Origin of the sequence: Acidiphilium sp. PA, from assembly GCF_026191915.1 — a bacterium.
Lineage (GTDB): Bacteria > Pseudomonadota > Alphaproteobacteria > Acetobacterales > Acetobacteraceae > Acidiphilium.
This window is the reverse complement of sequence record NZ_JAIMBY010000002.1, coordinates 121,264-144,281: the sequence shown is the minus strand read 5'-3', so window position 1 is coordinate 144,281 and position 23,018 is coordinate 121,264. Positions and strand designations below refer to the sequence as shown.

25 protein-coding genes and 1 pseudogene are annotated in these 23,018 nt (G+C 64.9%); 13 read left to right on the top strand and 13 right to left on the bottom strand.

Annotation, left to right across the window (positions count from 1 at the left end; translation table 11 throughout):
• Window positions 1–5: 5 nt before the first annotated feature.
• A complete protein-coding gene (locus AruPA_RS04230; protein ID WP_265635348.1) occupies window positions 6–725 on the top strand; it encodes a hypothetical protein in 720 nt (239 codons plus the stop codon).
• Between the two features lie 261 nt (window positions 726–986).
• Here AruPA_RS04230 and rsmD read toward each other — a convergent pair whose 3' ends face one another.
• Genes rsmD through AruPA_RS04215 form a run of 3 tightly spaced genes read right to left on the bottom strand, consistent with a single transcriptional unit; the run spans window position 987 to window position 3,006 of the window.
• Window positions 987–1,541, bottom strand: a complete 555-nt coding sequence (gene rsmD, locus AruPA_RS04225; RefSeq protein ID WP_265635347.1) for a 16S rRNA (guanine(966)-N(2))-methyltransferase RsmD — start codon at window positions 1,539–1,541, stop codon at window positions 987–989.
• Window positions 1,541–2,296: a pseudouridine synthase gene (locus AruPA_RS04220; protein ID WP_265635346.1), complete on the bottom strand. Its 756-nt coding sequence runs from the start codon at window positions 2,294–2,296 to the stop codon at window positions 1,541–1,543. The genes rsmD and AruPA_RS04220 overlap by 1 nt, the downstream gene beginning before the upstream one ends.
• On the bottom strand, window positions 2,293–3,006 hold the full coding sequence (locus AruPA_RS04215) for a gamma-glutamyl-gamma-aminobutyrate hydrolase family protein (protein ID WP_265635344.1): 714 nt from the start codon (window positions 3,004–3,006) through the stop codon (window positions 2,293–2,295). Before AruPA_RS04215 ends, AruPA_RS04220 begins: the two co-directional genes overlap by 4 nt.
• Window positions 3,007–3,059: 53 nt before the next feature.
• Here AruPA_RS04215 and AruPA_RS04210 point away from each other — a divergent pair, with 53 nt between their 5' ends.
• The 8 genes from AruPA_RS04210 (at window position 3,060) to AruPA_RS04175 (ending at window position 11,702) form a co-directional block, all read left to right on the top strand.
• Window positions 3,060–3,515 carry a nucleoside deaminase gene (locus AruPA_RS04210; RefSeq protein WP_265635758.1) on the top strand — a complete coding sequence of 152 codons (456 nt, stop codon included), beginning with the start codon at window positions 3,060–3,062 and terminating at the stop codon, window positions 3,513–3,515.
• A 120-nt stretch (window positions 3,516–3,635) separates the two neighbouring features.
• Complete coding sequence (fliF, locus tag AruPA_RS04205; protein WP_265635342.1) at window positions 3,636–5,201, top strand: flagellar basal-body MS-ring/collar protein FliF; 1,566 nt, start codon at window positions 3,636–3,638, stop codon at window positions 5,199–5,201.
• Entirely contained in the window at window positions 5,198–6,205 is a 1,008-nt protein-coding gene (locus tag AruPA_RS04200; RefSeq protein ID WP_265635341.1) for a flagellar motor switch protein FliG, read from the top strand. Before fliF ends, AruPA_RS04200 begins: the two co-directional genes overlap by 4 nt.
• A gap of 25 nt (window positions 6,206–6,230) precedes the next feature.
• Complete coding sequence (gene fliN, locus AruPA_RS04195) at window positions 6,231–6,566, top strand: flagellar motor switch protein FliN (protein ID WP_265635340.1); 336 nt, start codon at window positions 6,231–6,233, stop codon at window positions 6,564–6,566.
• 9 nt (window positions 6,567–6,575) lie between these two features.
• Window positions 6,576–7,922 carry a sigma-54-dependent Fis family transcriptional regulator gene (locus AruPA_RS04190; protein ID WP_265635338.1) on the top strand — a complete coding sequence of 449 codons (1,347 nt, stop codon included), beginning with the start codon at window positions 6,576–6,578 and terminating at the stop codon, window positions 7,920–7,922.
• Window positions 7,919–9,994 carry a flagellar biosynthesis protein FlhA gene (gene flhA / locus AruPA_RS04185; protein ID WP_265635336.1) on the top strand — a complete coding sequence of 692 codons (2,076 nt, stop codon included), beginning with the start codon at window positions 7,919–7,921 and terminating at the stop codon, window positions 9,992–9,994. Before AruPA_RS04190 ends, flhA begins: the two co-directional genes overlap by 4 nt.
• Window positions 9,995–10,870: a GTP-binding protein gene (locus tag AruPA_RS04180; protein WP_265635334.1), complete on the top strand. Its 876-nt coding sequence runs from the start codon at window positions 9,995–9,997 to the stop codon at window positions 10,868–10,870.
• Window positions 10,860–11,702 (top strand): AAA family ATPase, encoded by an 843-nt coding sequence (locus tag AruPA_RS04175; RefSeq protein ID WP_265635333.1) that lies wholly within the window; start codon window positions 10,860–10,862, stop codon window positions 11,700–11,702. Before AruPA_RS04180 ends, AruPA_RS04175 begins: the two co-directional genes overlap by 11 nt.
• 24 nt (window positions 11,703–11,726) lie before the next feature.
• Here the strand turns inward: AruPA_RS04175 and AruPA_RS04170 are convergent, their stop codons facing one another.
• Window positions 11,727–12,623: a tyrosine recombinase gene (locus tag AruPA_RS04170; protein ID WP_265635332.1), complete on the bottom strand. Its 897-nt coding sequence runs from the start codon at window positions 12,621–12,623 to the stop codon at window positions 11,727–11,729.
• Between the two features lie 28 nt (window positions 12,624–12,651).
• Here AruPA_RS04170 and aroB point away from each other — a divergent pair, with 28 nt between their 5' ends.
• Both aroB and AruPA_RS04160 read left to right on the top strand, forming a co-directional pair.
• A complete protein-coding gene (gene aroB / locus AruPA_RS04165) occupies window positions 12,652–14,322 on the top strand; it encodes a 3-dehydroquinate synthase (protein ID WP_265635331.1) in 1,671 nt (556 codons plus the stop codon).
• Window positions 14,282–14,818, top strand: a pseudogene (locus AruPA_RS04160) (FMN-binding negative transcriptional regulator); the annotation flags it as partial. The gene aroB and the pseudogene AruPA_RS04160, both read left to right, overlap by 41 nt.
• Before the next feature lie 31 nt (window positions 14,819–14,849).
• On the opposite strand, the gene AruPA_RS21765 reads toward AruPA_RS04160, so the two are convergent.
• Window positions 14,850–15,896 carry a hypothetical protein gene (locus AruPA_RS21765; protein ID WP_408858570.1) on the bottom strand — a complete coding sequence of 349 codons (1,047 nt, stop codon included), beginning with the start codon at window positions 15,894–15,896 and terminating at the stop codon, window positions 14,850–14,852.
• A 56-nt stretch (window positions 15,897–15,952) separates the two neighbouring features.
• On the opposite strand from AruPA_RS21765, the gene AruPA_RS04155 reads away from it, so the two are divergent.
• The gene (locus tag AruPA_RS04155; protein ID WP_265635327.1) at window positions 15,953–16,489 is read left to right on the top strand and encodes a cytochrome b; all 537 of its coding nucleotides are present in this window, start codon (window positions 15,953–15,955) and stop codon (window positions 16,487–16,489) included.
• On the opposite strand, the gene AruPA_RS04150 is transcribed toward AruPA_RS04155, so the two are convergent.
• The 8 genes from AruPA_RS04150 to AruPA_RS04115 form a co-directional block, all read right to left on the bottom strand.
• Window positions 16,481–17,293 (bottom strand): TIGR00282 family metallophosphoesterase, encoded by an 813-nt coding sequence (locus tag AruPA_RS04150; protein ID WP_265635325.1) that lies wholly within the window; start codon window positions 17,291–17,293, stop codon window positions 16,481–16,483. The genes AruPA_RS04155 and AruPA_RS04150 overlap by 9 nt on opposite strands.
• Window positions 17,294–17,350: 57 nt before the next feature.
• Complete coding sequence (locus AruPA_RS04145; RefSeq protein WP_265635323.1) at window positions 17,351–17,656, bottom strand: putative quinol monooxygenase; 306 nt, start codon at window positions 17,654–17,656, stop codon at window positions 17,351–17,353.
• A 13-nt stretch (window positions 17,657–17,669) separates the two neighbouring features.
• A complete protein-coding gene (locus tag AruPA_RS04140) occupies window positions 17,670–18,629 on the bottom strand; it encodes an aldo/keto reductase (RefSeq protein WP_265635322.1) in 960 nt (319 codons plus the stop codon).
• Between the two features lie 65 nt (window positions 18,630–18,694).
• Complete coding sequence (locus tag AruPA_RS04135) at window positions 18,695–18,949, bottom strand: CopG family antitoxin (RefSeq protein ID WP_265635320.1); 255 nt, start codon at window positions 18,947–18,949, stop codon at window positions 18,695–18,697.
• Window positions 18,950–19,016: 67 nt separating this feature from the next.
• Window positions 19,017–20,669, bottom strand: a complete 1,653-nt coding sequence (locus AruPA_RS04130) for an NAD(P)/FAD-dependent oxidoreductase (protein ID WP_265635319.1) — start codon at window positions 20,667–20,669, stop codon at window positions 19,017–19,019.
• Window positions 20,666–21,466, bottom strand: coding sequence for a carbon-nitrogen hydrolase family protein (locus AruPA_RS04125; protein WP_265635317.1), 801 nt, complete (start codon window positions 21,464–21,466; stop codon window positions 20,666–20,668). The genes AruPA_RS04130 and AruPA_RS04125 overlap by 4 nt, the downstream gene beginning before the upstream one ends.
• Before the next feature lie 68 nt (window positions 21,467–21,534).
• Window positions 21,535–21,765 (bottom strand): hypothetical protein, encoded by a 231-nt coding sequence (locus AruPA_RS04120; RefSeq protein ID WP_265635315.1) that lies wholly within the window; start codon window positions 21,763–21,765, stop codon window positions 21,535–21,537.
• 2 nt (window positions 21,766–21,767) lie between these two features.
• A complete protein-coding gene (locus tag AruPA_RS04115; protein WP_265635313.1) occupies window positions 21,768–22,235 on the bottom strand; it encodes a hypothetical protein in 468 nt (155 codons plus the stop codon).
• A 125-nt stretch (window positions 22,236–22,360) separates the two neighbouring features.
• Between AruPA_RS04115 and AruPA_RS04110 the strand changes: the two genes are divergently transcribed.
• Window positions 22,361–23,017 (top strand): helix-turn-helix transcriptional regulator, encoded by a 657-nt coding sequence (locus AruPA_RS04110; RefSeq protein WP_265635311.1) that lies wholly within the window; start codon window positions 22,361–22,363, stop codon window positions 23,015–23,017.
• The last annotated feature ends 1 nt before the right edge of the window (window position 23,018 follow it).

The following is a 23,018-nucleotide window of genomic DNA, read 5'->3' as shown; positions in this document are numbered from 1 at the left end:
TTCCCATGATCGCAAACGCGCCGTTCATGCCTGCCGACCCGACCGAGCGCTTCACGGTGATCTTCCGTGCCCTGCAGCGCTCGGTCGCCGACAACGGCTACCGCCTCAAAATCCACGGCCCGCTCATCGTCCTGATCTGGAACTACCTCGCCCGCCAGATCGCCCGCTTCGCCCGCATCGCATCCCGCCCACCCCAATCCCCGCGCATCCGCACCCGCGCTCCCAAACCGGTCGAGCGCGAACCCGCCACCGCCAAACCCAAACCACCCCTCACACTCCCCCGCGGCTTCGCCTGGCTCATCCGCCTGCTGCCCAACGGCCCCGCCACCGTCGTCGCCGGTGCCGCCGCCCGCGCCGATCTCCAGCTCTTCATGGAAGACCCCATCGTGCTGGAGCTGCTGGCCACCCACCCCAGCCTCGGCCGCATCCTCCGCCCCCTCCACACCATGCTCGGCCTGCGTCCCCCCCAGATCATCAAACGCCCAAGAAAACCCCGGTGCGAACCCACAGGCGAACCAAAACCCCGCCCCAAACGCCCTCGCCCCGAGCGCCAGCCCGACTTCATGGCCCAATACAAAGTCAACCCCGACGGCAGCATCGACTTCACCCCCGAACAACTCCGCGACATCCTCGGCCCACCCCCACCGCCCGTCCCGCCCTGGCACCACCCCTTCGTGCCCTCCTTCGATGCGAAAAAAATGTGGCGCAAAGGCCCGCGGGGCTGATGCACGCTTAATTCATTACGATATCATAACGAAATAGGTAAAAAAGCAAGGGAAGTTCTTCTTTTTTGTAAACAAAAAAGAAGCAAAAAAAACTTTGTTAATTTGGGTCCGTGCCGGTGAAAACGCCCGTTACCCAGATTAAAGAAAGTTTTTTGCTTCTTTTTTACAAAAAAGAAGCCTTCCCTTATCTCCTTATCCCGTCTCCAGCCCATCCCACCCAGCCCCAATCATTGGCACCTTCGACGACGACGCCCCTCAGTATTACCGCGAGGACCAGATCACCAGCCGTGCTGCGCCGTGGGTGCGTTCGGCGAGCGGTTCGATACCGTACGGCAGCGGATCGCTTCTGCCGAACTCGGCGGCGATCAGCGCGTCCGGCGCGATCCAGCCGGTTTTATCGAGGGCTGCAATCGCGCGGGGGATCAGGTCGTTGCCGTAGGGCGGGTCAAGCAAAATCAGGCCGTGGGGGCTGCCTTGGGGCGGATTGAGTGCGTCGGCGGGAACCAGCCTGGCGCGGTCGGTTGCGTTGCAGGCGGCGATGTTACGGCGGATCATATCCATCGCGGCGCGGTTGTTATCGATGAAGGTGGCGTTCGCGGCACCGCGCGAGAGCGCTTCGAGCCCGAGCGCCCCGGAGCCGGCGAAAACATCGAGCACCGTATTGCCATCGACCGCGCCTTCGGCCCAGGGCGCGTGCATCAGCATATCGAACAGTGCTTGTCGCACCCGCCCTGCGGTGGGTCGCGTCGTCAGACCCTGTGGCGCGCCCAGGGCGCGGCCGCGCCAGGCGCCGGCGATGATGCGCGGCGCCCCCATTATCTGTCCTTGGGCAATTGCTCGCGCAGGACTTTGCCGGTGACTTCGGCGACCGCGCCGCGCGCGAGGCTGCCCAGTTGGAACGGACCGTAGGCCACGCGGATCAGGCGGGTGGTTTCCAAACCAAGTGCGGCCATGACCTTGCGGATTTCACGATTCTTGCCTTCGGTGATGCTGACCGAGAGCCATGCGTTCGCACCCTTGGCGGAATCGACCTCCGCGGTGATCGGGCCGTAGCGAACCTCATCGACCGTGATCCCTTCTTTCAGCGCGGCAAGTTTGTCGGAATCGACCATGCCATACACACGTACCCGGTAGCGGCGATGCCAGCCGGTGGTCGGAAGTTCGAGCCGGCGGGCCATGGCACCGTCGTTGGTCAGCAGCAGCAGACCCTCGCTGTTGAGATCGAGCCGGCCGACGCTGACCACCCGCGGCAGGCCGGCCGGCAGTTTTTCAAACACGGTCGGGCGGCCTTCTGGATCGCGATGGGTGGTAAGCAGGCCATCCGGCTTGTGATAGCGCCACAGCCGCGTGCGCGCCGGTTCGCCGACCGGGTTGCCGTCGACCAGAATACTGTCGCCCGGCGTAACGAAGGTCGCCGGATGCTCGACCTTGATGCCGTTGTGCACCACCCTGCCTTCGCCGATCATGCGTTCGGCATCGCGCCGGCTCGCAATACCGGCGCGCGCCAGGTATTTGGCAATCCGCTCGCCCTGCTCGCGGTCCGGCGCGACATAGCTGCCTTTTTCGGTCATGACGCGGCACCGACCAGGGCGGCCAGAATGCGCCCATCACCGGGATCGATCAGGAATTCGGGATGCCATTGCACGCCGAGGCAGAACCGGTGGGTGGTGGATTCCACGCCTTCGATCACCCCGTCCGGCGCGGTGGCGTTGACCCGCAGCGCGGCGCCGGGGTCGCGCACGGCCTGATGGTGTGACGAATTGACCCGCATGGTGGCGGCGCCGACGATGGCGGCAAGCCTCGTACCGGGGCAGATCCGCACATCATGGCCGGGCTGATCGCGCGGGTTGGGCTGTTCATGCGCCAGCGCGTTCACGATTTCCGCCGGGATATGCTGGATCAGCGTCCCGCCAAGGGCGACGGCCAGCAATTGTTCGCCCCCACAGATGCCAAGGACCGGCAGATCACGCATCAGAGCCCCGCGCAGCAAGGCGAGTTCGGCGGTCGTGCGATCCTGCTTGAGCGAAACGGTGTCGTGCCTGGTCGCATCACCATACAAGGCAGGATCGACATCGAACGCGCCACCGGTCACAACCAGCGCATCGATCATATCAAGATACGCGCCGGCCAGTTCGGCACGATGCGGCACGCCGACCGGAACGCCGCCGGCATCGGCGATCGCGTCCATATAGTTCTGGCGGATCGCGTACCAGGGAAATTTCGAATAGCCGCCCGGTGCCTCGGCATCGAGGGTCAGGCCGATGGTCGGGCGCTTTGTCATACGCGGAGCTAGACCTGTTGGGTGCGCCAAGGCAAGAGAGCGGCATGACCCCGATGGCGCAGGCCCTGATCGAAGCCGGCAAGGCGGCCGCGCGCGGCGAGGTGCCCGTGGGTGCGGTGGTGACCGACGCGGCAGGCACCATACTCGCCGCCTTTGGTAACGAAGTGGAAGCGCGCCAGGATACGACCGCCCATGCCGAGTTGCTCGCGCTGCGCGCGGCGGCGCTGCGACTCGGTGGGAAATTTCTGCCGGGCTGCACCCTGACCGTGACGTTGGAGCCTTGTCCGCTCTGCGCGGCCGCCGCCTCGCTGTTCAGGATCGAGCGCCTCGTGTTTGGCGCGTACGACCCCAAATCGGGCGGAGTCGAGCACGGACCTCGCATTTTCGAGCAGGCAACCTGCCATCATCGACCGGCCGTGGTGGGTGGCGTGGCTGAGCGCGAGAGCGCTGCCATGCTCACGAATTTCTTTAAAACCCGGCGCGACCCGGCAAATTCTGCCGAGCGTTAACCGAACGCTTACCTTCATCTGACATTCTTGCAGTGCGACAAAATCGTCGCGACAGCAGGATGAACCGATGCCGCTCCGTGTCCCGCCCCGCAGAACCCTGACCGAGGGGTCTGGCAACCGATGAACAAACTGATCGAGAATTTGCGCGCACTCGGCCCGGTAAAACTCGGTGCCATGGCCGCCGTGGCAGTCAGTGTGCTCGCGTTGATGGCCACTTTGGCGATAACCGGGGGGCCCAGCCCCAACGCGACCCTGTACGCCGGTCTCGGCCTGAAGGACGCGAGCAACATCACCACCGCTCTTGCGGCCGCCCACATCAAATACGAGATCGGCGATAACGGCCACAGCATCATGGTCGAGCCGACGCAGTTGGATCAGGCGCGGCTGCTGTTGGCCCAGCATGATCTGCCGGCCGGCAGTTCGAGCGGTTTTGCGATCTTCGATCATCAGAACCCGCTGACCGGCTCGGATTTTCTCGACCGGATCGATGAGACCCGTGCGCTCGACGGCGAATTGGAGCGCACGATCGATCTGATCCACGGCATTCGGTCGTCGCGCGTCCAGGTGGTGCTGCCACAGGCGGACGATTTCAGCCTGCATACTGCCCCAGCCCAGGCCAGTGTCATGCTGTCGCTCGCCGGTGCCGCACCGCTCGACCGGCAGAGCATCGATGCGATCCTCAATCTGGTCGCGTCCGCCGTGCCGGGATTGAAGCCATCGAACATTTCGATTGCCGATGATCGGGGCGATCTGCTGGCGCAGGCGGGGCGGAGCGACGACGCGATGCTCGATGCCCGCGATGCCAGCCTGAAGCAGGCGACCGAGCAGCATCTGACCGACGCCGTGCGCTCGATGCTGGACGCCGCGCTGGGACCGAATCAGGTGCGGGTCGTCACGGCCGTCTCCATGAATTTCGACCGGACCGCGCAGACCGCAACGACTTACGATCCGAATGGCCAGGTGGTGCGCAGCCAGCAGCAAAGCCGAACCAAATCCAACCGGACCGAGAACAATAACAAGACCGTATCCGTTGCAAACAATCTGCCCGGCGCTTCGACCGCGCCGGCGACGCCGAAATCGGTCGATGCAACATCACGCACCGATCAGACGACCAATTACGAGATCAGTCAGACCGTCAAACACACGATTCACGCGACACCCGAAATCACCCGGATCAGCGTCGCCGTCATGCTCGACGATGTCCAGGCCAAAGGACCGAAGGGGCAGATGATCACCCGGCCCCGCTCGGCCGCGACCATCGCCCGTATCAAGCGATTGGTTCAAACCGCGATCGGATACGACAAGGCCCGGGGCGACGTGGTCGATGTGCAGTCCATGGCGTTCGCCAATACCGACATGATGAGTGCTGCGCCGAAACGATCGTTCCTCGCGCGCTTCATGAGTAGCGGCATGCTGATGCCACTCCTGCGAATCCTGGTCAGTGGGCTGATCGCGCTGGCGGCTCTGCTGGTGGTCTTCCGGCCGATGGTCCGCCGGCTGACGGCACCGCCCATCCCCGCCAGTGCCGATGGAGCGATCGGGGGTCCCAACCAGGCGGCAATCGCCGGGCCGGAACAGGAGGGGGCGGATAATCCGATCCGCGCGATCGTCGAACTGATCGATCGCAATCCTGAAGAAAGTGTCGCCGTGATCCGTGGCTGGCTCAGCCAGGAAGGGACGTCGTGAGCGGGTCGACCCTGGCGCTGAGCGGCGCCGCACGCACCGCCATCCTGATGCTCGCCCTCGGCGACGAGTATGGCGGCAAGCTGATGGCGATGCTGAAGGACGACGAAATCCGCGATGTCTCGCGCGCCATGGTAGGCCTCGGCAAGGTCGGGCCGGAAGTGGTCGAACAATTGTGTCAGGAGTTCGCTGCGAGCCTCGGCCGGACCAGCTCGGTGTCCGGTTCGGCGGAAGCAACCGAACGGATGCTGCGCGCGATGCTGCCGGCCGAGATGGTCAACCAGATCCTCGAGGATCTCTACGGCCCGGCCGGGCGCAACATCTGGGATAAGCTCGGCAAGGTCAACGAATCGGTACTTGCCGATTATTTGTGCCACGAACATCCGCAAACGGCGTCAATGGTGTTATCCCGCGTGCCGGCGGAGCATGCGGCACGGGTCATTCCGTTGCTGCCCGAAGCGCTGGCGATCGATGTCGTCGAGCGCATGCTCGCACTCGGCGGCGTTCAGCGCGAGGCGATCGATGATGTCGAACGCACGTTGAAGGTCGATTTCATGGCAAATCTCGCATCGAGTGCGCAACGTGATCCGCACGCAAAAATGGCCGAGATTTTCAATTCGTTCGATCGGGCCGTGGAATCGCGGCTGATCAGCGCATTGGAGGCCAAGAACCAGGATGCGGCACAGCGGATCAAGGCGCTGATGTTCACCTTCGATGACCTGGTGCGCCTCGCACCGCAGGATATTCAGACCCTGCTCCGCAATGTCGAGAAGGAAAAGCTGCCGATCGCCCTCAAAGGGGGCTCCGACCGGATCCGCGACTTGTTCATGCGCAATCTGTCCGAACGTGCGGGCAAGATGCTGCGTGATGACATCGAAGCGCTCGGGCCGGTGCGGCTGCGCGATGTCGATGCCGCGCAACTCGCGATCGTCATGACGGCGAAAGAACTGGCAGCACAGGGCGAAATCGAAATCGGCACAGGAAAGGAAGACGACCTTGTCATCTGAGAACATCAACTCACCGGAAACGACCATGCCACCGCGGGCTCTAGCCGAGTTGCCGCTGGCAACACCGGCGCCGCGCGCCGCGGCCGATGATCATTCGACATCGCGCGGACCGCGCGACCTCGAGGCGGTTTATGACATTCCCGTGCTCGTCAGTGCCGTACTCGGCCGCTCCACCATGCAGGTCAGTCAACTGCTCAAGCTCGGGCGGGGAGCCGTCGTCGAGCTCGATCGCAAGGTTGGCGATCCGATCGATATTTTCGTGAACAACCGGCTGATCGCGCGCGGCGAAGTGGTGATGATCGACGAGACGAAACTCGGCATCACCATGACCGAAATCGTCAAATCTGATCGAGGCGGCTGAGGTTTGGCAATGCGCATTCTGATCATCGGATCGTTGCAGGGCGAGCTTGGTGTGGCGGCGCGGATTGCCGCTTCGCGCGGGGCCACGCTCGACCACGCGGAGACGATCGATTCCGGCATGCGCCTGCTGCGGTTGGAGGCGCGGATCGATCTCATCATTTGCGACGTCTCGCGCGATCTGCCCCGCCTGATGGCGCAACTCGCCGACGAACGATTCACAACGGCGGTGGTCGCCGCCGGTGCGCAGGATGATGAAGCGGCGGCGGTCGCCGCCATTCGTGCGGGCGCGCGGGAATATCTGCCGCTGCCGCCCGACGCGGAATTGATCGCGGCAATCCTTGCCGCCGTCTCCACCGACCTTCCGTCGGCGCTGGTGGTGCGCGACCCGGCGATGCGCGCATTGCTGGCGAAGGCCGAACAGGTTGCGCAATCGACCGCATCCATCCTGATCACCGGCGAGAGCGGTACGGGCAAGGAAGTCCTGGCACGGTTCATTCATGCGCAGTCACGCCGGGCGCGCGCACCGTTCATTGCACTCAATTGTGCGGCAATCCCCGAAGCATTGCTCGAATCCGAACTGTTCGGCCATGAAAAAGGGGCGTTTTCGGGGGCGATCGCGCGGCGCATCGGTAAATTCGAAGCGGCACATCAGGGAACATTACTGCTCGACGAGCTGGCGGAAATGGATATCCGTCTGCAGGTCAAGCTGTTGCGCACGCTGCAGGAACGCTGCATCGATCGGGTTGGTGGCGAACGGCCGATTCCGGTCGATGTGCGGATCCTGGCGGCCACCAACCGTGACCTGCTCGCGGAGATCGATGCCGGCCGGTTTCGCGAGGATCTGTTTTTTCGGCTGAATGTGGTCGCGCTGCATATCCCGCCCTTGCGTGAACGGCCATCCGACATCCCGACGCTCGCGCAGCATTTCGTCGATCATTATGCCGCACTCAACGAAGCTGGTGAAAAGCGGCTGACCGAAAGTGCGATAACGCGGTTGATGGAGCATGCGTGGCGCGGCAATGTCCGTGAGTTGGAAAACGCCATGCATCGGGCTGTCCTGCTGACGCCGGGGGCACTCATCGATGCCGATGATGTCAATATCGAGACCCGCCCGATGGCGCGGGTGGCGAACGCGGGCAGTCCACGTTTGGAGCCCGGAATGGCGTCTCTGGTGGGCCGGCGGGTCGAGGACGTCGAGCAGGCGCTCATTTTGGAAACATTGCAGCACTGCCTCGGCAATCGGACCCATGCGGCCACGATCCTCGGCATCTCGATCCGTGCACTGCGCAACAAGTTGCGCGATTACGCGGCCCAGGGCGCCGTAATTCCGGCGGCCCATAACGGGGTCGCTGCATGAAAAACCTGCTCGATCTCGCGGCCATCAACACTGCGCTCAGGCGGTTCCGTCCTGGTAGCGACGTCGGGCTCGCGATGGCGGTGGTGTGCATCATCACCGTCCTCATCCTCCCGTTGCCGCCGTTTCTGCTGGATGCCGGTCTGTCGCTCTCGTTCACGTCCGGCATTCTGGTTTTGATGGTCGCGCTGTTCATTCGCAAGCCGGTCGAGTTCACCAGTTTTCCGACCGTTTTATTGTTGACCACCTTGTTACGACTGTCACTCGATGTCGCATCGACCCGTCAGATCCTGTCACATGGCAGCGAAGGGGTTGACGCCGCGGGGCACGTGATTGCCGCGTTTGGTGGCTTTCTGATGGGTGGCGATCTGCTGATCGGGCTGATCGTGTTCGCCATCCTGCTGGTGGTGAACTTCATCGTCATCACCAAGGGTTCGACCCGCATTGCCGAAGTTGCCGCCCGCTTCACGCTCGATGCGATTCCGGGCAAGCAGATGGCGATCGATGCGGAGATGAACTCGGGCGCGATCAACGAGGCGACGGCCCGGCGCAAGCGCGCGGAGCTCGAACAGGAAAGCGGCTTCTACGGCGCGATGGATGGCGCGGCAAAATTCGTCCGCGGCGATGCGATTGCGGCGTTGATCATCACGTCGATCAATATCGTGGGCGGGTTTGTGATCGGGGTCGCCCAGAAGGGCATGAGCGTCCACGACGCCGCATCCGCTTTCACGACGTTGTCGATCGGTGAAGGTCTGGTCTCGCAAATTCCGTCCCTGCTGGTTTCGGTCGCCGCGGGAATCGTGGTGACCAAGGGATCGGCCGAAGGCAGCGCCGACATCGCGCTGGTTGCACAACTTGGCCGATCGCCGAAGCCGCTCGGCATCGTGGCCGCCGCGGCCTTGGCGCTCGCGATCGTGCCAGGTCTGCCGTTCGTGCCGTTTGCGCTACTCTCCGGCCTGGCCGCGTGGGCTGCGTGGCATCGTTGGCAGCACCCCATCGTGGTGGAGAGCACGCCCGATCCGCTACCCGTGGAGCCGGGCGAACCGCCGATCACCGACGCGCTCAAGATCGATCAGATCCGGCTCGAGCTGGGGTACGGCCTGCTCATTCTGGCAGGGGGCGACACACCCAAACTCACCGAGCAGATCAAATCGCTGCGCCGGTCGATCGCGACCGAAATGGGCTTCATACTCCCGGCGGTCCGCATTCAGGACAACATGCAGCTGGCGGCTGACACGTACTCGATCAAAATCAAGGAAATCGAGGCTGGTTCCGGCAAATTGCAGGCGACCAGACTCCTCGCCATGACCGCCGACGGCACTTTGCCGGACGTGCCGGGCGAGCGCACCACCGAGCCTGCCTTCAACCTGCCGGCAATCTGGATCGATCCGTCCGACCGTGATCTGGCACGCGCCAAGGGGTGCACGGTGGTCGACCCGGCGAGCGTGCTGACGACGCATCTGACCGAAATCGTCAAGGAAAACATGGCGGAAATGCTGTCATTTTCCGAGACACAGAAACTGCTCGACGATCTGCCGCGCGAGCAGCAGCGGCTGGTCACCGAACTCATCCCAAGTCAATTGACGGTGGGGGGCGTGCAGCGGGTATTGCAGGCGCTGCTGGCCGAGCGGGTCTCGATCAGGGATCTGCCCACGATTCTCGAAGGCATTCACGAGGCCTGCGCCACGCAGATCAAAGGCGTGGCCGCCGTGGCCGCGCATGTACGGATGCGGATGGCACGCCAGCTCACCGATGCGCATCTCAGTCCGCGCGGCTATCTGCCGCTCGTGGTGATCGGCCCTGAATGGGAAAACGAGCTGAACGACGCGCTGGTCGGGCCACCGGAATCGCGCCAACTGGCTCTGCCGCCGGGCCGCCTCGCCGATTTCATGCGCCGTGTCACCCAGGTATTCGAATCCGTCGCCGCCGAAGGTGAAACACCCGTGCTGCTGACCAGCGCGCCGCTGCGCGCGCACATCCGCGCGATCATCGAGCGGATGCAACCCTCAACGCCAGTCCTAGCACAGACCGAAATCTTTCCGCGTGCGCGGATCAGAACCCTGGGAGCCCTATAAATGCGTGTGAAACTCATCAGAGCCGCCTCGATGCGGTTGGCATTCGCGGAAGCCCACCGGTTGATGGGACCGGAAGCGCTCATTCTGCAAAGCCGCAACGTCGGAGACGAGGTCGAGATTTCGGTCGCGACCGACGCCGAGGAGACGCTCGATCATTGCGAGCAATGGGGCGATGCACTTGCGTTTCATAAAGTACCCACTCGCCTCGCCGAACGCTGGCGCAACCAGGCACCGGACACCGCCGTGGCCAGCACGTTCCGGTTTGGCGGGGTCGGCTACCAGCAACCCCTGCTGCTGGTCGGGCCGCCCGGTGCCGGCAAGACCATGACGACCGTAAAACTGGCGACGCGCCTCGTGCTCGATGGCATCCGGCCGACCGTGATCAACGCCGATCAGAACCGGGCCGGCGCGGCGGCGCAGTTATCCGCCTTGTGCCGCGTTCTGAAGACGCCATTCATCGATACGGCAGCGCCGGATCAGGCGCGCCGAAGACGGAGCAAAACCGGGCCCACCCTGATCGATCTGCCCGGGATGGACCCGTTCAACGACGCCGATATGGCAACCTTGGCCGAGATGATTGCTCAGGTCTCCGGCGTCGCAGCGCTCGTGTTGCCAGCTGGGCTCGATGTGCAGGATAGCGCGGATATGGCAGCGCGGTTTCATGCCGCCGGTGCGACCATGCTGATCCCCACCCGGCTCGATCTGACCCGCCGGCTGGGCGGCATGATCGCCGCCGCCGAGGCTGCACCACTGATCCTGAGCCATGCCGGTACGTCCGGCTCGATGACGGACGGACTCGAACCGATGACACCGGCATTCCTCACGCGGCGCCTGCTCAATCGCAATAGCAAGGAAGCGATCGCGCATGCCGCATGAACAGGGCGATACGATCGGCGATCAGATGGCACCGCCGAGCGCTGCGGCACTGTTCAACCCAAGCCTGCTTGGAGCCACGACACCCCGGCTGATCGCGCTGGCTTCCGGCAAAGGGGGCGTTGGCAAAACCTGGCTGAGCCTGACCCTCGCGCAAGCCCTCAGCCGGCGGCGGCGGCGGGTTCTGGTGTTCGATGCCGATTTCGGACTGGCCAATGCCGACATTCAACTTGGGCATCTGGCGGGGCTCGATCTCGCCGCACTCATGCGCGACGGCACCGATTTGCGCGACGGTGTCACGACGGTCGCACAGGGCGGTTTCGATCTGATTGCCGGGCAAGCGGGGTCCGGCGCGCTCGCCGGCGTTTCGATCGAGCAGATTGCGGCGCTGCTCGAACGACTGGCGGCACTGGCGGGCGATTACGATGTCATCCTGTTCGATCTTGGCACCGGGGTCGAGCCGGTGACCCGGCACGTCGCGGCCTATGCCGATACCGTCATCCTCGTGACGACCGAAGACCCTTCCAGCCTCACGGATGCTTATGCCGTGCTGAAACTGCTCAAGCGGGATCGTGTGGCGATGGGTCGCACGGTCGATGCGCGGATCGTGGTCAACCAGACGCAGTCCGAGCCCGCCGGCAAGCGGGCGCACGCCGCCCTGGCGCGCGCGGCGCGCGGCTTTCTGCGGCTCGATCCGCCATTGCTGGGCACGATCGGGCGCGATGAGCGGGTGGTCGATGCGATCCGCTCGCAGCGCCTGCTGCTCTCGCAATATCCCCAATCGGCCGCAGCGGGCAGCGTGATGGCGATAGCCCGGCGGTTGCTGGCGCGATGAGAGGCGCCGCTCGGTCACGCCCCTTCACAGCTCGGCGTTGCGGGCGAGCGGGTGGTGCGCATCGATCAGCCGTTGCAGACGTTCGGCGAGAACATGGGTGTAGATTTGCGTGGTCGAAATATCGACATGGCCGAGCAAGGTTTGCAGGCTGCGCAAATCCGCGCCACGCGCCAGCAAATGTGAGGCAAAGGAATGGCGCAGCACATGCGGTGACAGGCGCGCGGGGTCGATGCCGGCCTGCAAGGCGACGCGCTTGAGCAGCAGGGCGAAGCCCTGGCGGGTCATCGCGGTGCCGGCGGTGCGGCCCGGAAACAGGAAGCGCGCGCCTTTCGGGTGGGCGGCGCGCAGTTCGGCGCCAGCCGTGCGCGCGGCGGGCGAGAGTGGCACGATCCGCTCGCGGCCGCCCTTCCCCTTGATCAGCAGCACCATCGCATCGGTCGAAAGTGCGGTCGCCGGCAGGGCCAATAACTCGGAGATGCGCATGCCCGAGGCGTAGAGCATTTCAAGACCGGCCCGCGCGACACGCGCCTGGGCGGCCGGCAGGCTGGCGGCGGCGGCCAGCAGCGCATCGACCTCCGCTTCGCTCAAAAAACGCGGGATGGTTGCTGGCAGCCGCGGCGCGGGTGACAGGGCGGTCGGATCATCGGCGCGTTGACCATCGCGCAGCAAAAAGCGCTGGAATTGCCGCAGCGAAGACAGGCGCCGCGCCTGGGTGCGGGCGGACAGGCCAAGGGTCGTGAGGTCGGTGAGGTAGGCGGTGACGATTGTCGTATCAGCCGCCGCCGGACCGATGCCGCGTGCGGCACAGAACGCGGCAAAGGCCTCAAGGTCGGCCTGATAGGCCATGATGGTGTTCTTTGCGGCGCCACGCTCGGCTGCCATCGATTCCAGAAACGCCTCGATATGTCGCTCTATCGTCATACGCCGAGTGTGGTAAGCCGCGCGGACCATGCCCGACAAGTCCGACACCCAGACATCCGCCCACCAATCTGGCCCGCTGCCGCAGGTGCGCCGCAGTATCGTGCTGGTGGGGCTGATGGGCGCAGGCAAATCGGCCATCGGCCGGCGACTGGCGGCGCGGCTTGGCCTTGAATTTCACGACTCCGACCTCGAAATCGAGGCGGCCGCCGGCCTCAGCATTGCCGATATCTTCGCCCAGCACGGCGAGGCGCATTTTCGGGCCGGCGAACGGCGTGTGATCGCACGGCTGCTGGCCGAGGGCCCGATCGTGCTGGCAACCGGCGGCGGCGCGTTCATGGACGAGACGACCCGCGGCCTGATCGCATCATGCGGCATTTCGGTCTGGCTGCGGGCACCGGTGCCGGTATTGCTCGGCCGGGTGGCGGGCCGCACGCATCGACCGCTGCTGAACGACGGCGATCCGGCCGAGATCCTCACGCGGCTTTCCGCGCGCCGCGCTCCGGTCTATGCCCAAGCCGACATCATCATCGACAGTTCCGAGGACCCGCCCGATATGACCACCGAGACCGTCCTGGCCGCCCTCGATCGTTTCGCGCCGCCCCGCTCCGTGCCGGTCGCCTTGCCGGATGCGCCGTATGAGGTGGTGATCGGGCGGGGACTTCTCAAAGGCGCCGGCGCGCGGCTGGCGTCCGCCCTGCCCCAGCTTCGGGCGATCGTGGTGACCGATGAGCATGTCGCCGCCGCGCATCTGCCCACCCTGGCGGCATCGCTCGACGATGCCGGCTTCACGCATGACGCGCTGGTGGTGCCGCCCGGCGAAAGTGCCAAGAGTCTCGCGCGATTTGCCGCGCTGATCGAGGATATTCTGGCGTTGAAACCCGAGCGGCGGACTGCGATCGTGGCGCTCGGCGGCGGCGTGATCGGCGATCTGGCAGGGTTTGCCGCCGCGGCGACATTGCGCGGCCTGCCATTCGCCCAGATCCCTACCTCGCTGCTGGCACAAGTCGATTCCAGCGTGGGCGGCAAGACGGGGGTGAATTCGCGTCATGGCAAGAATCTGATCGGCGCGTTCCACCAGCCGCGGCTGGTGATCATCGACAGTGATACGCTGGCGACGCTGCCGCGCCGCGAGGCCGCGGCGGGATATGCCGAAATCGTCAAGGCCGGGCTGATCGCGGATGTCGAGCTGTACGACTGGTGCGAGGCGAACGGTGCCGCGCTGCTCGATGGCGACCAGGCCCTGCAGGAACAGGCGATCGGCCGCGCCGTCGCGTTCAAGGCTTCGGTCGTGGTTGCCGACCCGCATGAAACGGCGCCGAGCGATGGCCGCGCGCTGCTGAACCTGGGGCATAGTTTCGCCCACACGTTCGAGGCGGAAACCGGCTACGGCCCTGCCCTGCTGCATGGCGAGGCGGTGGCAATCGGGCTGGTCTGCGCGTTCGATCTGTCGGCCCGGCTGGGGCATTGCGACCCGGCGATCGCACGCCGGATCGCCGCGCATCTCGCAGCGGTCGGCTTGCCGCACCGCATCGATGGCTGGCCCGCGGCCGCGCTGATCGAGCATATGCAGCGTGATAAAAAGATGCGCGACGGCCGGCTTTCGTTCGTGCTGGCGCGCGGCATCGGGGCCGCGTTCACCAGCCGCGCGGTGCCGGCGGATGCCGTGCGGGAAACCCTGCTGGCCTGCGGGGCCGGGTAGAAACATGTATACCCCGCCGGCGTTTCGCGAAGACGATCCCGCGATCATCACGGGCATCATGCGCGCGGCGCGCCTGCCTGTTCTGGTCTCGGCCGGGGCTGAGGGGATCGAGGCGACGCATCTGCCGCTGACCTGGCAGGATGCCCCGGCGCCGCACGGCCGGTTGATCGGCCATCTGGCGAGGGGCAATCCGCAATGGAAATCCCTCCGCCAGGGCGCCGCCGCGATGGCCTTGTTCCAGGCGCATGATTTCTATGTCTCGCCCAATTGGTACGAAACCAAGCGCGAGACCGGCAAGGTGGTGCCGACCTGGAATTACGAGGCGGTACACGCTTATGGCACGGTCCAGATCATCGAGGATGCAGCAGGCCTGCACGGCATCGTCACGGCCCTGACTGATCTGCATGAGGCGCGCCAGCCGAAACCGTGGCGGGTGGCCGATGCGCCGGATGATTACGTGGCATCGCAACTCAAGGGCATCGTCGGGATCGTGATGGTGATCGACCGGCTGATCGGCAAGCGCAAGCTCAGCCAGAACCGCCCTGTCGCGGATCGGCTCGGCGTGATCGCCGGGCTCGATGCGGCGGGCGATGCGGTATCGGCGCGCTTGATGCGTTCGGTGGAACCAGCGGCGGATCCACCTGGCCCAGGACCCACCCCTCCACCGCGCGGATGACCGGATCGTCCGGAATACCGTCCGAAGCGCCGCCGATCACGCGGATGACTGCCAGCACGCCGAGCAGGCAGTCGAACCGGTCTTCACCGTCGGCCGTGGCACCGAACCCATCGTCCAGCATCGCGGCCAAGGAGTTGGTCGGGATCGCGCCCAGCCCTGCCATCACCGCGCGGATCGCCAAGGCGAGCCCGGCGCGGTCGGACTGGCGGCGTTTGCTGCGGGGACGTTTCAAACCGAGTTGGACCAGGGCTTCCGCCGGGTAGGTTTCGGCCAGCGCGATGCCGCCCGGGCGCAGCAGGTCGGTGAAACCGCCCTCATAGGGCCAGATGGCGATCGGGATCTTTTGGGCAAAGCCCGGGATCAGGCAGTCCCGCCAGGCGGCCAACGCCGCCTTGCCGCATTGATTGGCGCCCATGGTCCAGAACAGCGCGGCCCCCGCCGGGCGGCGAGATGTCTGGCGGTCTACCGCGCGGCGCAATGCACTGATATCGCTCAGCCCCAGGGCGGCTGCGAGCCGCGCCATCTGCCCGGCGCCGGTGACGCTCGATCCGGGATAGAACGGCCGCGCGAGGCTGACCTCATCGAGCGAACCGCAGGGTTCGAACAGCGCGGCATCGGGGCGGAGCCGCCGCAGCCAGGCGGCGAAGTTCGCAATATCCGCGCGCGCGGCATAGGCGCGCGGCAGCCCCAGCGGGAAATCCACCCCGAGCGCGATCGGTGCGTGGGGCGCATCGCTAACCAGCCGTGCAAGCAGCGTCGCGGACTCCGCCACCGGTTCCGGTGCGCCGATCGACCAGACACCATCGAAGCGCGCCTTGCAGATCCACCGTTTGCGCGGATCGACACTCCAATCGGCGTGGGCGGCCAGCATGACCGGAAATTGTAACAAAGCTGCCATCGACCTGCCATTTATCGGTTGTTATGTCGCGGCAGACATAAGGATAGGATGACCGAATGGAACCGCGTTACCGACCGTTTGCCCAGGCGTTGCATTGGCTGATCGCGATTTCAGTGATCGGGCTGATCATCGCGGGATTGATCGTCCATTATAACTGGATTCCCAAACCGGGCCGGATCACACTGGCCCTGCTGCACATCAGCGTCGGGCTGACGATCCTGGTGCTGATGCTGGTCCGCCTCGGTTATCGGCTGGTGCGCACCCCGCCGCGCTTGCCGGAGACCATAGCGCCCCATGAGCGGCTGCTGGCCGCCGCCGGGCACTGGAGTTTCTACGCGCTCATCGTCGCCATGCCGATCTTCGGCGTGCTTTTTTTTGAAGCCGCGGGCCGGCCGGTCAAATGGTTCGGCCTGTTCAGCCTGCCGCAATTCGTCGGCAAAAACCGCGCGATCCACCACGACTTCGCGTTTCTGCACTTCTGGGGCGGCATTGCGCTGATCGTGCTGCTGGTCGTGCATGTCGGTGCCGTGATTGCCCATGAACGGCGCGGCCAGCGGATTCTGATCCGGATGATGCCGCGCCGGTCACACTGACGGCATCATCGGCGACAGGCGGCCGCCAAGGCGCAGCGGATCGATCCGCAGCGCCTTGCCATCGGCGCCGGTTTCGATCACCGCCCCGCAGATGGTCGCCTCGCCATCGGCCGGGTGCAGGCGTTCGCCCGGCATTTTGCGGGTGAAGCGGGCGATCGCCGGTGCTTTGCCCATGCCGATCACACTGTCGTAATCGCCGCACATGCCGACATCCGCCATAAACGCGGTGCCGCCGGGCAGCACCTGGTGGTCGGCGGTCGGGCAATGGGTGTGGGTACCGAGCACGGCACTGACCGCGCCATCGAACGCATGGGCGAACGCCATTTTTTCGCTGGTCGCCTCGCCATGGAAATCGACCAGGATGGCGGCATGCGTCACGCCGAGGCGGGCGCGCGCGAGGATTGTTTCGATCGCGCGAAACGGGCAATCCATCGCATCCATGAACAACCGGCCCATTGCCTGCAGGATCAAAACGCGCCGGCCATCCGCGAGCGTGATATCGACCGCACCCTCACCGGGTGTGCCGGGCGGATAGTTGATCGGGCGGATCAGCCGTTTCTGCTGGGCGATGTAGGGGATGATTTCCTTGCGGTCCCACGAATGGTTGCCGAGCGTGATGGCATCGGCGCCGGCGGCGAAAATCGCCTCCGCCATATCGGGTGCCAGGCCGAACCCGTGCGAGGCGTTTTCGGCATTGACCACCGCGACATCGATCTTCAGATCGCGCCGCAGCCCCGGCAGAGCCGACACCACCGCGTCGCGGCCGGTGCGGCCCATCACATCGCCCAGAAACAGAATTCTCATCGTCGCTCCTTGTCCGCCGTGGCGGTAAGGCGTGCGGCCGGTTTGGGCAAGCGCGGATCAGGCGGATTCGAGCACGTGCAGGATGCGGTTGGCGATCAGCTCCTTCGCTCTGGCGGCATACTCAGCCATGTGCGGCGTTTTCACATGGGCCGACAGCGCCTCCTTGGTGGCCCATTTTTCGATCACGACATAGCTGTCCGGCCCGAAATCGGCCGAGGCGATGGCGTGATCGGTATCGATCGCCGGCGCGTATTCGATGCAGCCGTCTTCCGCGTGGACCATCGGCATCACCGCGTGGAATGCTTCGAGCAGTTCGGCCCGCTTGCCGGGCTTGGCGGTGATGATGGCAAGGACGTGGATCATGAAATTCTCCGGTTCAAAATGTGGCGTCGGCGCTGGCGTGGTCGAGCGTCTCGATCTCGGCGGCCGACAAGGTGAGTGACGCGGCCTTGATCAGATCGTCAAGCTGGGCCGTGCTGGTCGCACTCGCGATCGGTGCGGTGATGCTGGGGCGGGCGATCAGCCAGGCGATCGCGACCTGACCCGGGGTGGCGCGATGGTGCGCCGCAATATCATCGAGCGCAGCGAGAATCCGCCTGCCGTGCGGATTGAGGTATTTCCTGACGCCGGCGCCGCGCGGGCTGGCGGCGAAATCGGCCTCGTTGCGGTACTTGCCGGTCAGAAACCCGGCCGCGAGTGCGAAGTAGTTGATCACGCCGAGATGCTCGGCGACGCAGAGCGGTTCGAGCTCGGCCTCGTAGCCGGCGCGTTCGACCAGATTGTAATGCGGCTGGAGCGCGCAGTAACGCGGCAGGCCGAGGCGATCGCTGGTCGCCAGAGCCTCCCTGAGACGCGGCGCGGTGTAATTCGAGGCGCCGATGGCCCGCACCTTGCCTTGCTCGATCAACAGGGCGAAGGCCTCAAGTGTCTCCTGCAGGGGCGTGTCGGTCTCATCGGCATGCGCCTGATAAAGGTCGATCACATCGGTCTTCAGCCGTTGCAGCGAGGCATCGGCGGCGGCGAGGATGGTCGGTTTGGAGAGTTTTCGGCCATCCGCACCGGTCATCATGCCGACCTTGGTGGCGATCAGCATCTCGCTGCGCGCACCGCTCCGGGCCAGCCAGTTGCCGATCACGGTTTCGGACTCGCCGCCTTTATGGCCCGGTGCCCAAACCGAATACATGTCGGCCGTGTCGATCGCGGTCAGACCCGCGTTACGCAGCCGGTCGAGCAGGGCGAACGAGGTGGCTTCATCGGCGGTCCAGCCGAACACGTTGCCGCCGAACATGATGGGCGGCAGGGAGAGGCCGGATGTGCCGAGTTGTTTGTGGTTCATGCTGCGAGTCCTGCACTGTTAAGCCTGCCACATGGTCAGCCAGGCCGCCGGCGGCAAGCGCCCCGTCAGCGTCCTGGGGCGGCGACCGCCTGCTCCAATACCTCACGGATATAACGGGTGTAGGGAATGCCGCGCGCCGATGAGCGCGCCTTGGCCGCGTCGAGCAGGGCTTGCGGCAGGCGCATGTTGATCTGCGCAGCCTTGGGCTCGAATTCGAAATGGGCCGATATAAACTGGCTGAAATCGAGGTCCGACAAATCCTGGTCGAGTACTGTTTCGGCCTGGTTGTCGGTGTGGACTTCCGGGACCGGTCTGTTCACAGTGGGCACCATTCGTTCGTGATCGTTATCATGGCAGTATTCGGAATGATTGATACAGCGCCCACAACTATTCCACCAGCCTGACTGGTGCGAGGTCGGGCCAGCGATCGATCGGGTCGGGGTTTTCGGGATGGGCGCTGCCGCCGAAGTGGCGGATGACACCGGCGACGGCATTGAGCGCCGTGGTGACGGCACCTTCGGCCCAGCCGGCGGTCCAGGAAATATCGTCGCCGGCGAGGAAAATGCCACGGTGCGGCGCGGGCAGGTCGTCCTGGATGAAATGACTGAACAGCCGGCGCTGATAGCGGTAATGCCCGGGCAGATTGGCCTTGAACGCCCCCATGAAATTAGGGTCGGATTCCCAGGATACCGTGATCGGCGCGCCGATGATGTGTTTCGCGATATCGAGCGTGGGATAGATCTGGCGCAGGCTGTGCAGCATCAGGCGCACCCGGTCATCGAGCGGCAGGGCGAGCCATTTCAGCGCATCGTCGCTCCAGGTGTAGGACAGGCAGATGACACCGGGCTTGTCCTCGCCATGATCGAGCAGATAGGTGCCGCGGGTCAGCCGGTCAGACAGGGTCATGCTAAGCACATGTTCGCCGCTGGCGGCATCGATGTCGCGCCAGAACGGGCGATCGACCATGACGAAGGTTTTGGAGGATTGCATGTAATGGGTCCGTTCCATCCCCATCCAGAGATCGTGATGGAACAGGGATTCACTGCAGTCGATCCGCGCCGAGAGCAGCCAGACCTGGCAGGTGACGATGACGGCATCGTATTCAGTGGTGGTGCCGTAGCGATCGGTGATCGCAAATTTTTTTGTGCGGCCGGGCGCGATTTTCGCGACACCGGGTTTCGGCACATGATTGTGCAGCGAGGCCAGGGACGTGCCGGCAGGCCAATGCGTCATCACCGACGGCACCAGCGCCCAGAGGCGGCGCGGCAGTTGTTCGACACCGCCGACCACGAGGCGATGATCGTCATCCGCGCCGGTTGCGACCACGCGGAGAATTTCTAGGATCGAATTCGGAAAATCGGTATCCCACCCGCCCGTGCCGAAGCCGACCTGGCCGAACATCTCCCGGGCGCGAAAGCCGAGTTCGCGGAATGCCTTGGATTTCGCGATGAAGCCGGAAAAACTTTCCTCATCGAGGCTTTCGACCAGCGGATGCCAGAGCCGCCTGATGGCCGCGACATCGCGCGCCCGGATCGCGGCGGTCAATTCGCCGTAATGCGCGCCTTCCTCCAGCGCCTCGGCCCAGGCGCGTTCGACCTCGGCGAACCGGTGCGGCAGATCATCCTTGGTGCGGGCGTAATGTTTGACGCCTCCCAGTTCGATCACGGTGGAGGGCGTATCGGGTGCCAGCGGATTGGGAAAGCCGGTCGTCTCGATGCCGACCTTGTCGAAATAGTGAAACAACGCCCGCGAGGAGGGCGGAAACCGCATCGCGCCGAGTTCGGCATAGGCCCCTGCCCCGTCCTTGAACGGCTCGGAGCGCAGCCGCCCGCCGATCCGGTCGCTCTCGAACAGGACCGGCTTGAAGCCGAGCTTCATCAGTTCGTGGCCGGCCACGATGCCGGCGATACCGGCACCCACAATCGCGATTTCGGTGCCGTGCGCGGCGGCGGGTACCGCGCCGAGCCCCGCGCGATGGGACAGGAAATCATCATAGGCGAAGGGGAAATCGGGGCCGAACATGGTGATCGGGGCGGTCATGCGGTCAGGCTCCGATAAAATTCGGGGCGGCGGTCGGCCAGGAGCGCATCGCGGGCGCGGACGCGCGCCTGATGGGCGGGATCGAGCATCGCCAGGATCAACTCCGGGCCGGCGGCCGCTTTGGCGAGGATCGCGCCGTCCGGCCCGCAGATCGAGGATTTGCCGATATAGGCGAGGCCGTCCTCGCTGCCGCAATGATTGGCATAGGCAATGAAGACCTGGTTTTCATAGGCGCGGGCCGGGATGACATGATCGGCCACGACATCGTAGGGCGGCATCAGCGCGGTCGGCACCAGGATCAGATCGGCGCCGGCCAGCGCGAGGGCGCGCGCGGTTTCGGGGAATTCAATGTCGTAGCAGATGGCGAGCCCCACCGTGAAGCCACGCCAGGCGACCACCGGAAATCCGCCCCCCCGCACCGCGAACATCGCCCGGTCGAGCGCACCGAACAGATGGATCTTCCGATAGGTCAGCAGGATTTCCCCCGCCGCATCGATCAGCGCGGCACTGTTGGCCACTCCGCCCGCCGCGATCTCCGGAAAACCCAGGCAGAGCGCGATGCCGTGCGCGCGGGCGATCGCACGGATTTTGGTAAATCGCGCGTCCTCGCGGCTCATCGCGAGGCTGCGCGCCCGATCCGCGCCGAGATTATAGCCTGTGCAGAATAATTCCGGCAGCACCAAAAGCGCCGCGCCCCGCTGGCTGGCCGCGCGCGCGGTTGCATCGAGCAGGGAAATCGCCGCATCCGGGTCGGCGAAACATCCCTCGGTCTGGCAGATCGCGATTGTCAGGGTCATCGATTGGCAATAGGCGGCGTCTCCGGCGGAGGCAACGCCCCGCCGGAGACATGACGGATCAGGGGCCGTTACAATGTGTTGAGCACCAGATGCGCGCCTTTCCGGGCGATCGCCCCCATTCGTGCGCCGTGGCTGCCGGACGCCATGACGATGTCGCCCGGCGTGATCAGGTCGCCTGCTTCATGAAAGAAATCGTCGCGATCGAGTGCCGACAGCGCATCGTCGCCGGTGCGATAATGCCAGAGGGTAAAGCCGTTGGCATAGGCGAGGACGGACAGGTTGCGCAGGGTGAAAGCCATGGTCAGATCTCCTTTGAGTCGCGTGTTGATGATGACTGGGGCGGAAATAAGAAAGTAATCCTATCGTTCGGAAAATTTTTTTCGGGAACCACCGGCACGCCAAGATCGAACCCGGCGACGATGCCGCGCGCGCGGAGCGCCTGTTCCAGCTCGGCGAGGGCGTAACGCCATTGCCGCCAATCGCTGCGATCGGATCCGCTGCGCCGGTCCGGCGCGCGGCCGCGGTCGCCCCAAACGCGCAGCACGCGCGCGTGCACGAGGTCGATCCGGCGGGCGCGATACAGCCGATCGAGACAGGTCAGGATCGTCTCTGGCGTGCAGGGGCGCGAGCGGTCATGCGGCAGTGGCGTGCCGGCCCGGCGGGCGGCGAGGCGTTCGGCGGTCCAGAGCCAGGCGCGCTCGGCGGAGGCGAAGGGCTTGATCTGGGGGATCGGTCGGGCAGGGCCTGGGTCTGCTTTCAAGGTGGTCATCGTGGCCTCCGGTGTGAACATAACAAGAACATACTAACTGGAGGTTGTATCGCTCGCAAGAGAAAAACGGAGTTTTTTCCTATTTATCTCTTTCCAACCCGCTAAAATCCGTTAAGAACAATGTGATGCGACACGAAGATATCTGGCGCGCAATCGATACGCTGGCAGCCGAGCGCGGACTGTCGACCTCAGGCCTCGCGCGCAGCGCCGGGCTCGACCCGACCAGCTTCAACCCCTCGAAACGGCGCGGCGCCGATGGCAAACTGCGTTGGCCATCCACGGAAAGCATCGCCAAAATCCTGATGGCGACCGGATCGGGGCTCGATGCCTTTGCCGGTCTGGTGCTGGGCGCGCGCACCTTGCCGCCGGCACGCGTCACCGGCCGCCGCGTACCGGTGATCGGCCTGGCGCAAGCCGGCCAGGACGGTTTTTTCGACGATGCCGGCTATCCGGCCGGCGGCGGTTGGGATCATGTGGCTCTACCCCGCACCGAGGCGGCGCTCGCCGATGATCCCCATGCGTTCGGCCTGACGATCCACGGTGATTCGATGGAGCCGGTCTACCGTGAGGGCGACATCATCGTGGTCTCGCCCGCCGCACCGGTCCGCGCCGGTGATCGTGTGGTGGTGCGCACCAGCGCGGGCGAGGTCATGGCAAAGCTGCTGCAGCGGCGCAGCGCGCAGCGGGTGGAACTGGCGAGTTTCAACCCCGACCATAAGCTGCTGGTCTTTCCCGCCAATCAGATCGCGGCGATCCACCGCATCGTCTGGGCCAGCCAGTAGC

Bases quoted from the DNA above. Each gene is read 5' to 3' on its own strand.
- AruPA_RS04230 (WP_265635348.1), top strand. From the start codon at position 6: ATGATCGCAAACGCGCCGTTCATGCCTGCCGACCCGACCGAGCGCTTC.
- rsmD (WP_265635347.1), bottom strand. From the start codon at position 1,541: ATGGGGGCGCCGCGCATCATCGCCGGCGCCTGGCGCGGCCGCGCCCTG.
- AruPA_RS04220 (WP_265635346.1), bottom strand. From the start codon at position 2,296: ATGACCGAAAAAGGCAGCTATGTCGCGCCGGACCGCGAGCAGGGCGAG.
- AruPA_RS04215 (WP_265635344.1), bottom strand. From the start codon at position 3,006: ATGACAAAGCGCCCGACCATCGGCCTGACCCTCGATGCCGAGGCACCG.
- AruPA_RS04210 (WP_265635758.1), top strand. From the start codon at position 3,060: ATGGCGCAGGCCCTGATCGAAGCCGGCAAGGCGGCCGCGCGCGGCGAG.
- fliF (WP_265635342.1), top strand. From the start codon at position 3,636: ATGAACAAACTGATCGAGAATTTGCGCGCACTCGGCCCGGTAAAACTC.
- fliN (WP_265635340.1), top strand. From the start codon at position 6,231: ATGCCACCGCGGGCTCTAGCCGAGTTGCCGCTGGCAACACCGGCGCCG.
- AruPA_RS04190 (WP_265635338.1), top strand. From the start codon at position 6,576: ATGCGCATTCTGATCATCGGATCGTTGCAGGGCGAGCTTGGTGTGGCG.
- flhA (WP_265635336.1), top strand. From the start codon at position 7,919: ATGAAAAACCTGCTCGATCTCGCGGCCATCAACACTGCGCTCAGGCGG.
- AruPA_RS04180 (WP_265635334.1), top strand. From the start codon at position 9,995: ATGCGTGTGAAACTCATCAGAGCCGCCTCGATGCGGTTGGCATTCGCG.
- AruPA_RS04175 (WP_265635333.1), top strand. From the start codon at position 10,860: ATGCCGCATGAACAGGGCGATACGATCGGCGATCAGATGGCACCGCCG.
- AruPA_RS04170 (WP_265635332.1), bottom strand. From the start codon at position 12,623: ATGACGATAGAGCGACATATCGAGGCGTTTCTGGAATCGATGGCAGCC.
- aroB (WP_265635331.1), top strand. From the start codon at position 12,652: ATGCCCGACAAGTCCGACACCCAGACATCCGCCCACCAATCTGGCCCG.
- AruPA_RS21765 (WP_408858570.1), bottom strand. From the start codon at position 15,896: ATGGCAGCTTTGTTACAATTTCCGGTCATGCTGGCCGCCCACGCCGAT.
- AruPA_RS04155 (WP_265635327.1), top strand. From the start codon at position 15,953: ATGGAACCGCGTTACCGACCGTTTGCCCAGGCGTTGCATTGGCTGATC.
- AruPA_RS04150 (WP_265635325.1), bottom strand. From the start codon at position 17,293: ATGAGAATTCTGTTTCTGGGCGATGTGATGGGCCGCACCGGCCGCGAC.
- AruPA_RS04145 (WP_265635323.1), bottom strand. From the start codon at position 17,656: ATGATCCACGTCCTTGCCATCATCACCGCCAAGCCCGGCAAGCGGGCC.
- AruPA_RS04140 (WP_265635322.1), bottom strand. From the start codon at position 18,629: ATGAACCACAAACAACTCGGCACATCCGGCCTCTCCCTGCCGCCCATC.
- AruPA_RS04130 (WP_265635319.1), bottom strand. From the start codon at position 20,669: ATGACCGCCCCGATCACCATGTTCGGCCCCGATTTCCCCTTCGCCTAT.
- AruPA_RS04125 (WP_265635317.1), bottom strand. From the start codon at position 21,466: ATGACCCTGACAATCGCGATCTGCCAGACCGAGGGATGTTTCGCCGAC.
- AruPA_RS04120 (WP_265635315.1), bottom strand. From the start codon at position 21,765: ATGGCTTTCACCCTGCGCAACCTGTCCGTCCTCGCCTATGCCAACGGC.
- AruPA_RS04115 (WP_265635313.1), bottom strand. From the start codon at position 22,235: ATGACCACCTTGAAAGCAGACCCAGGCCCTGCCCGACCGATCCCCCAG.
- AruPA_RS04110 (WP_265635311.1), top strand. From the start codon at position 22,361: ATGCGACACGAAGATATCTGGCGCGCAATCGATACGCTGGCAGCCGAG.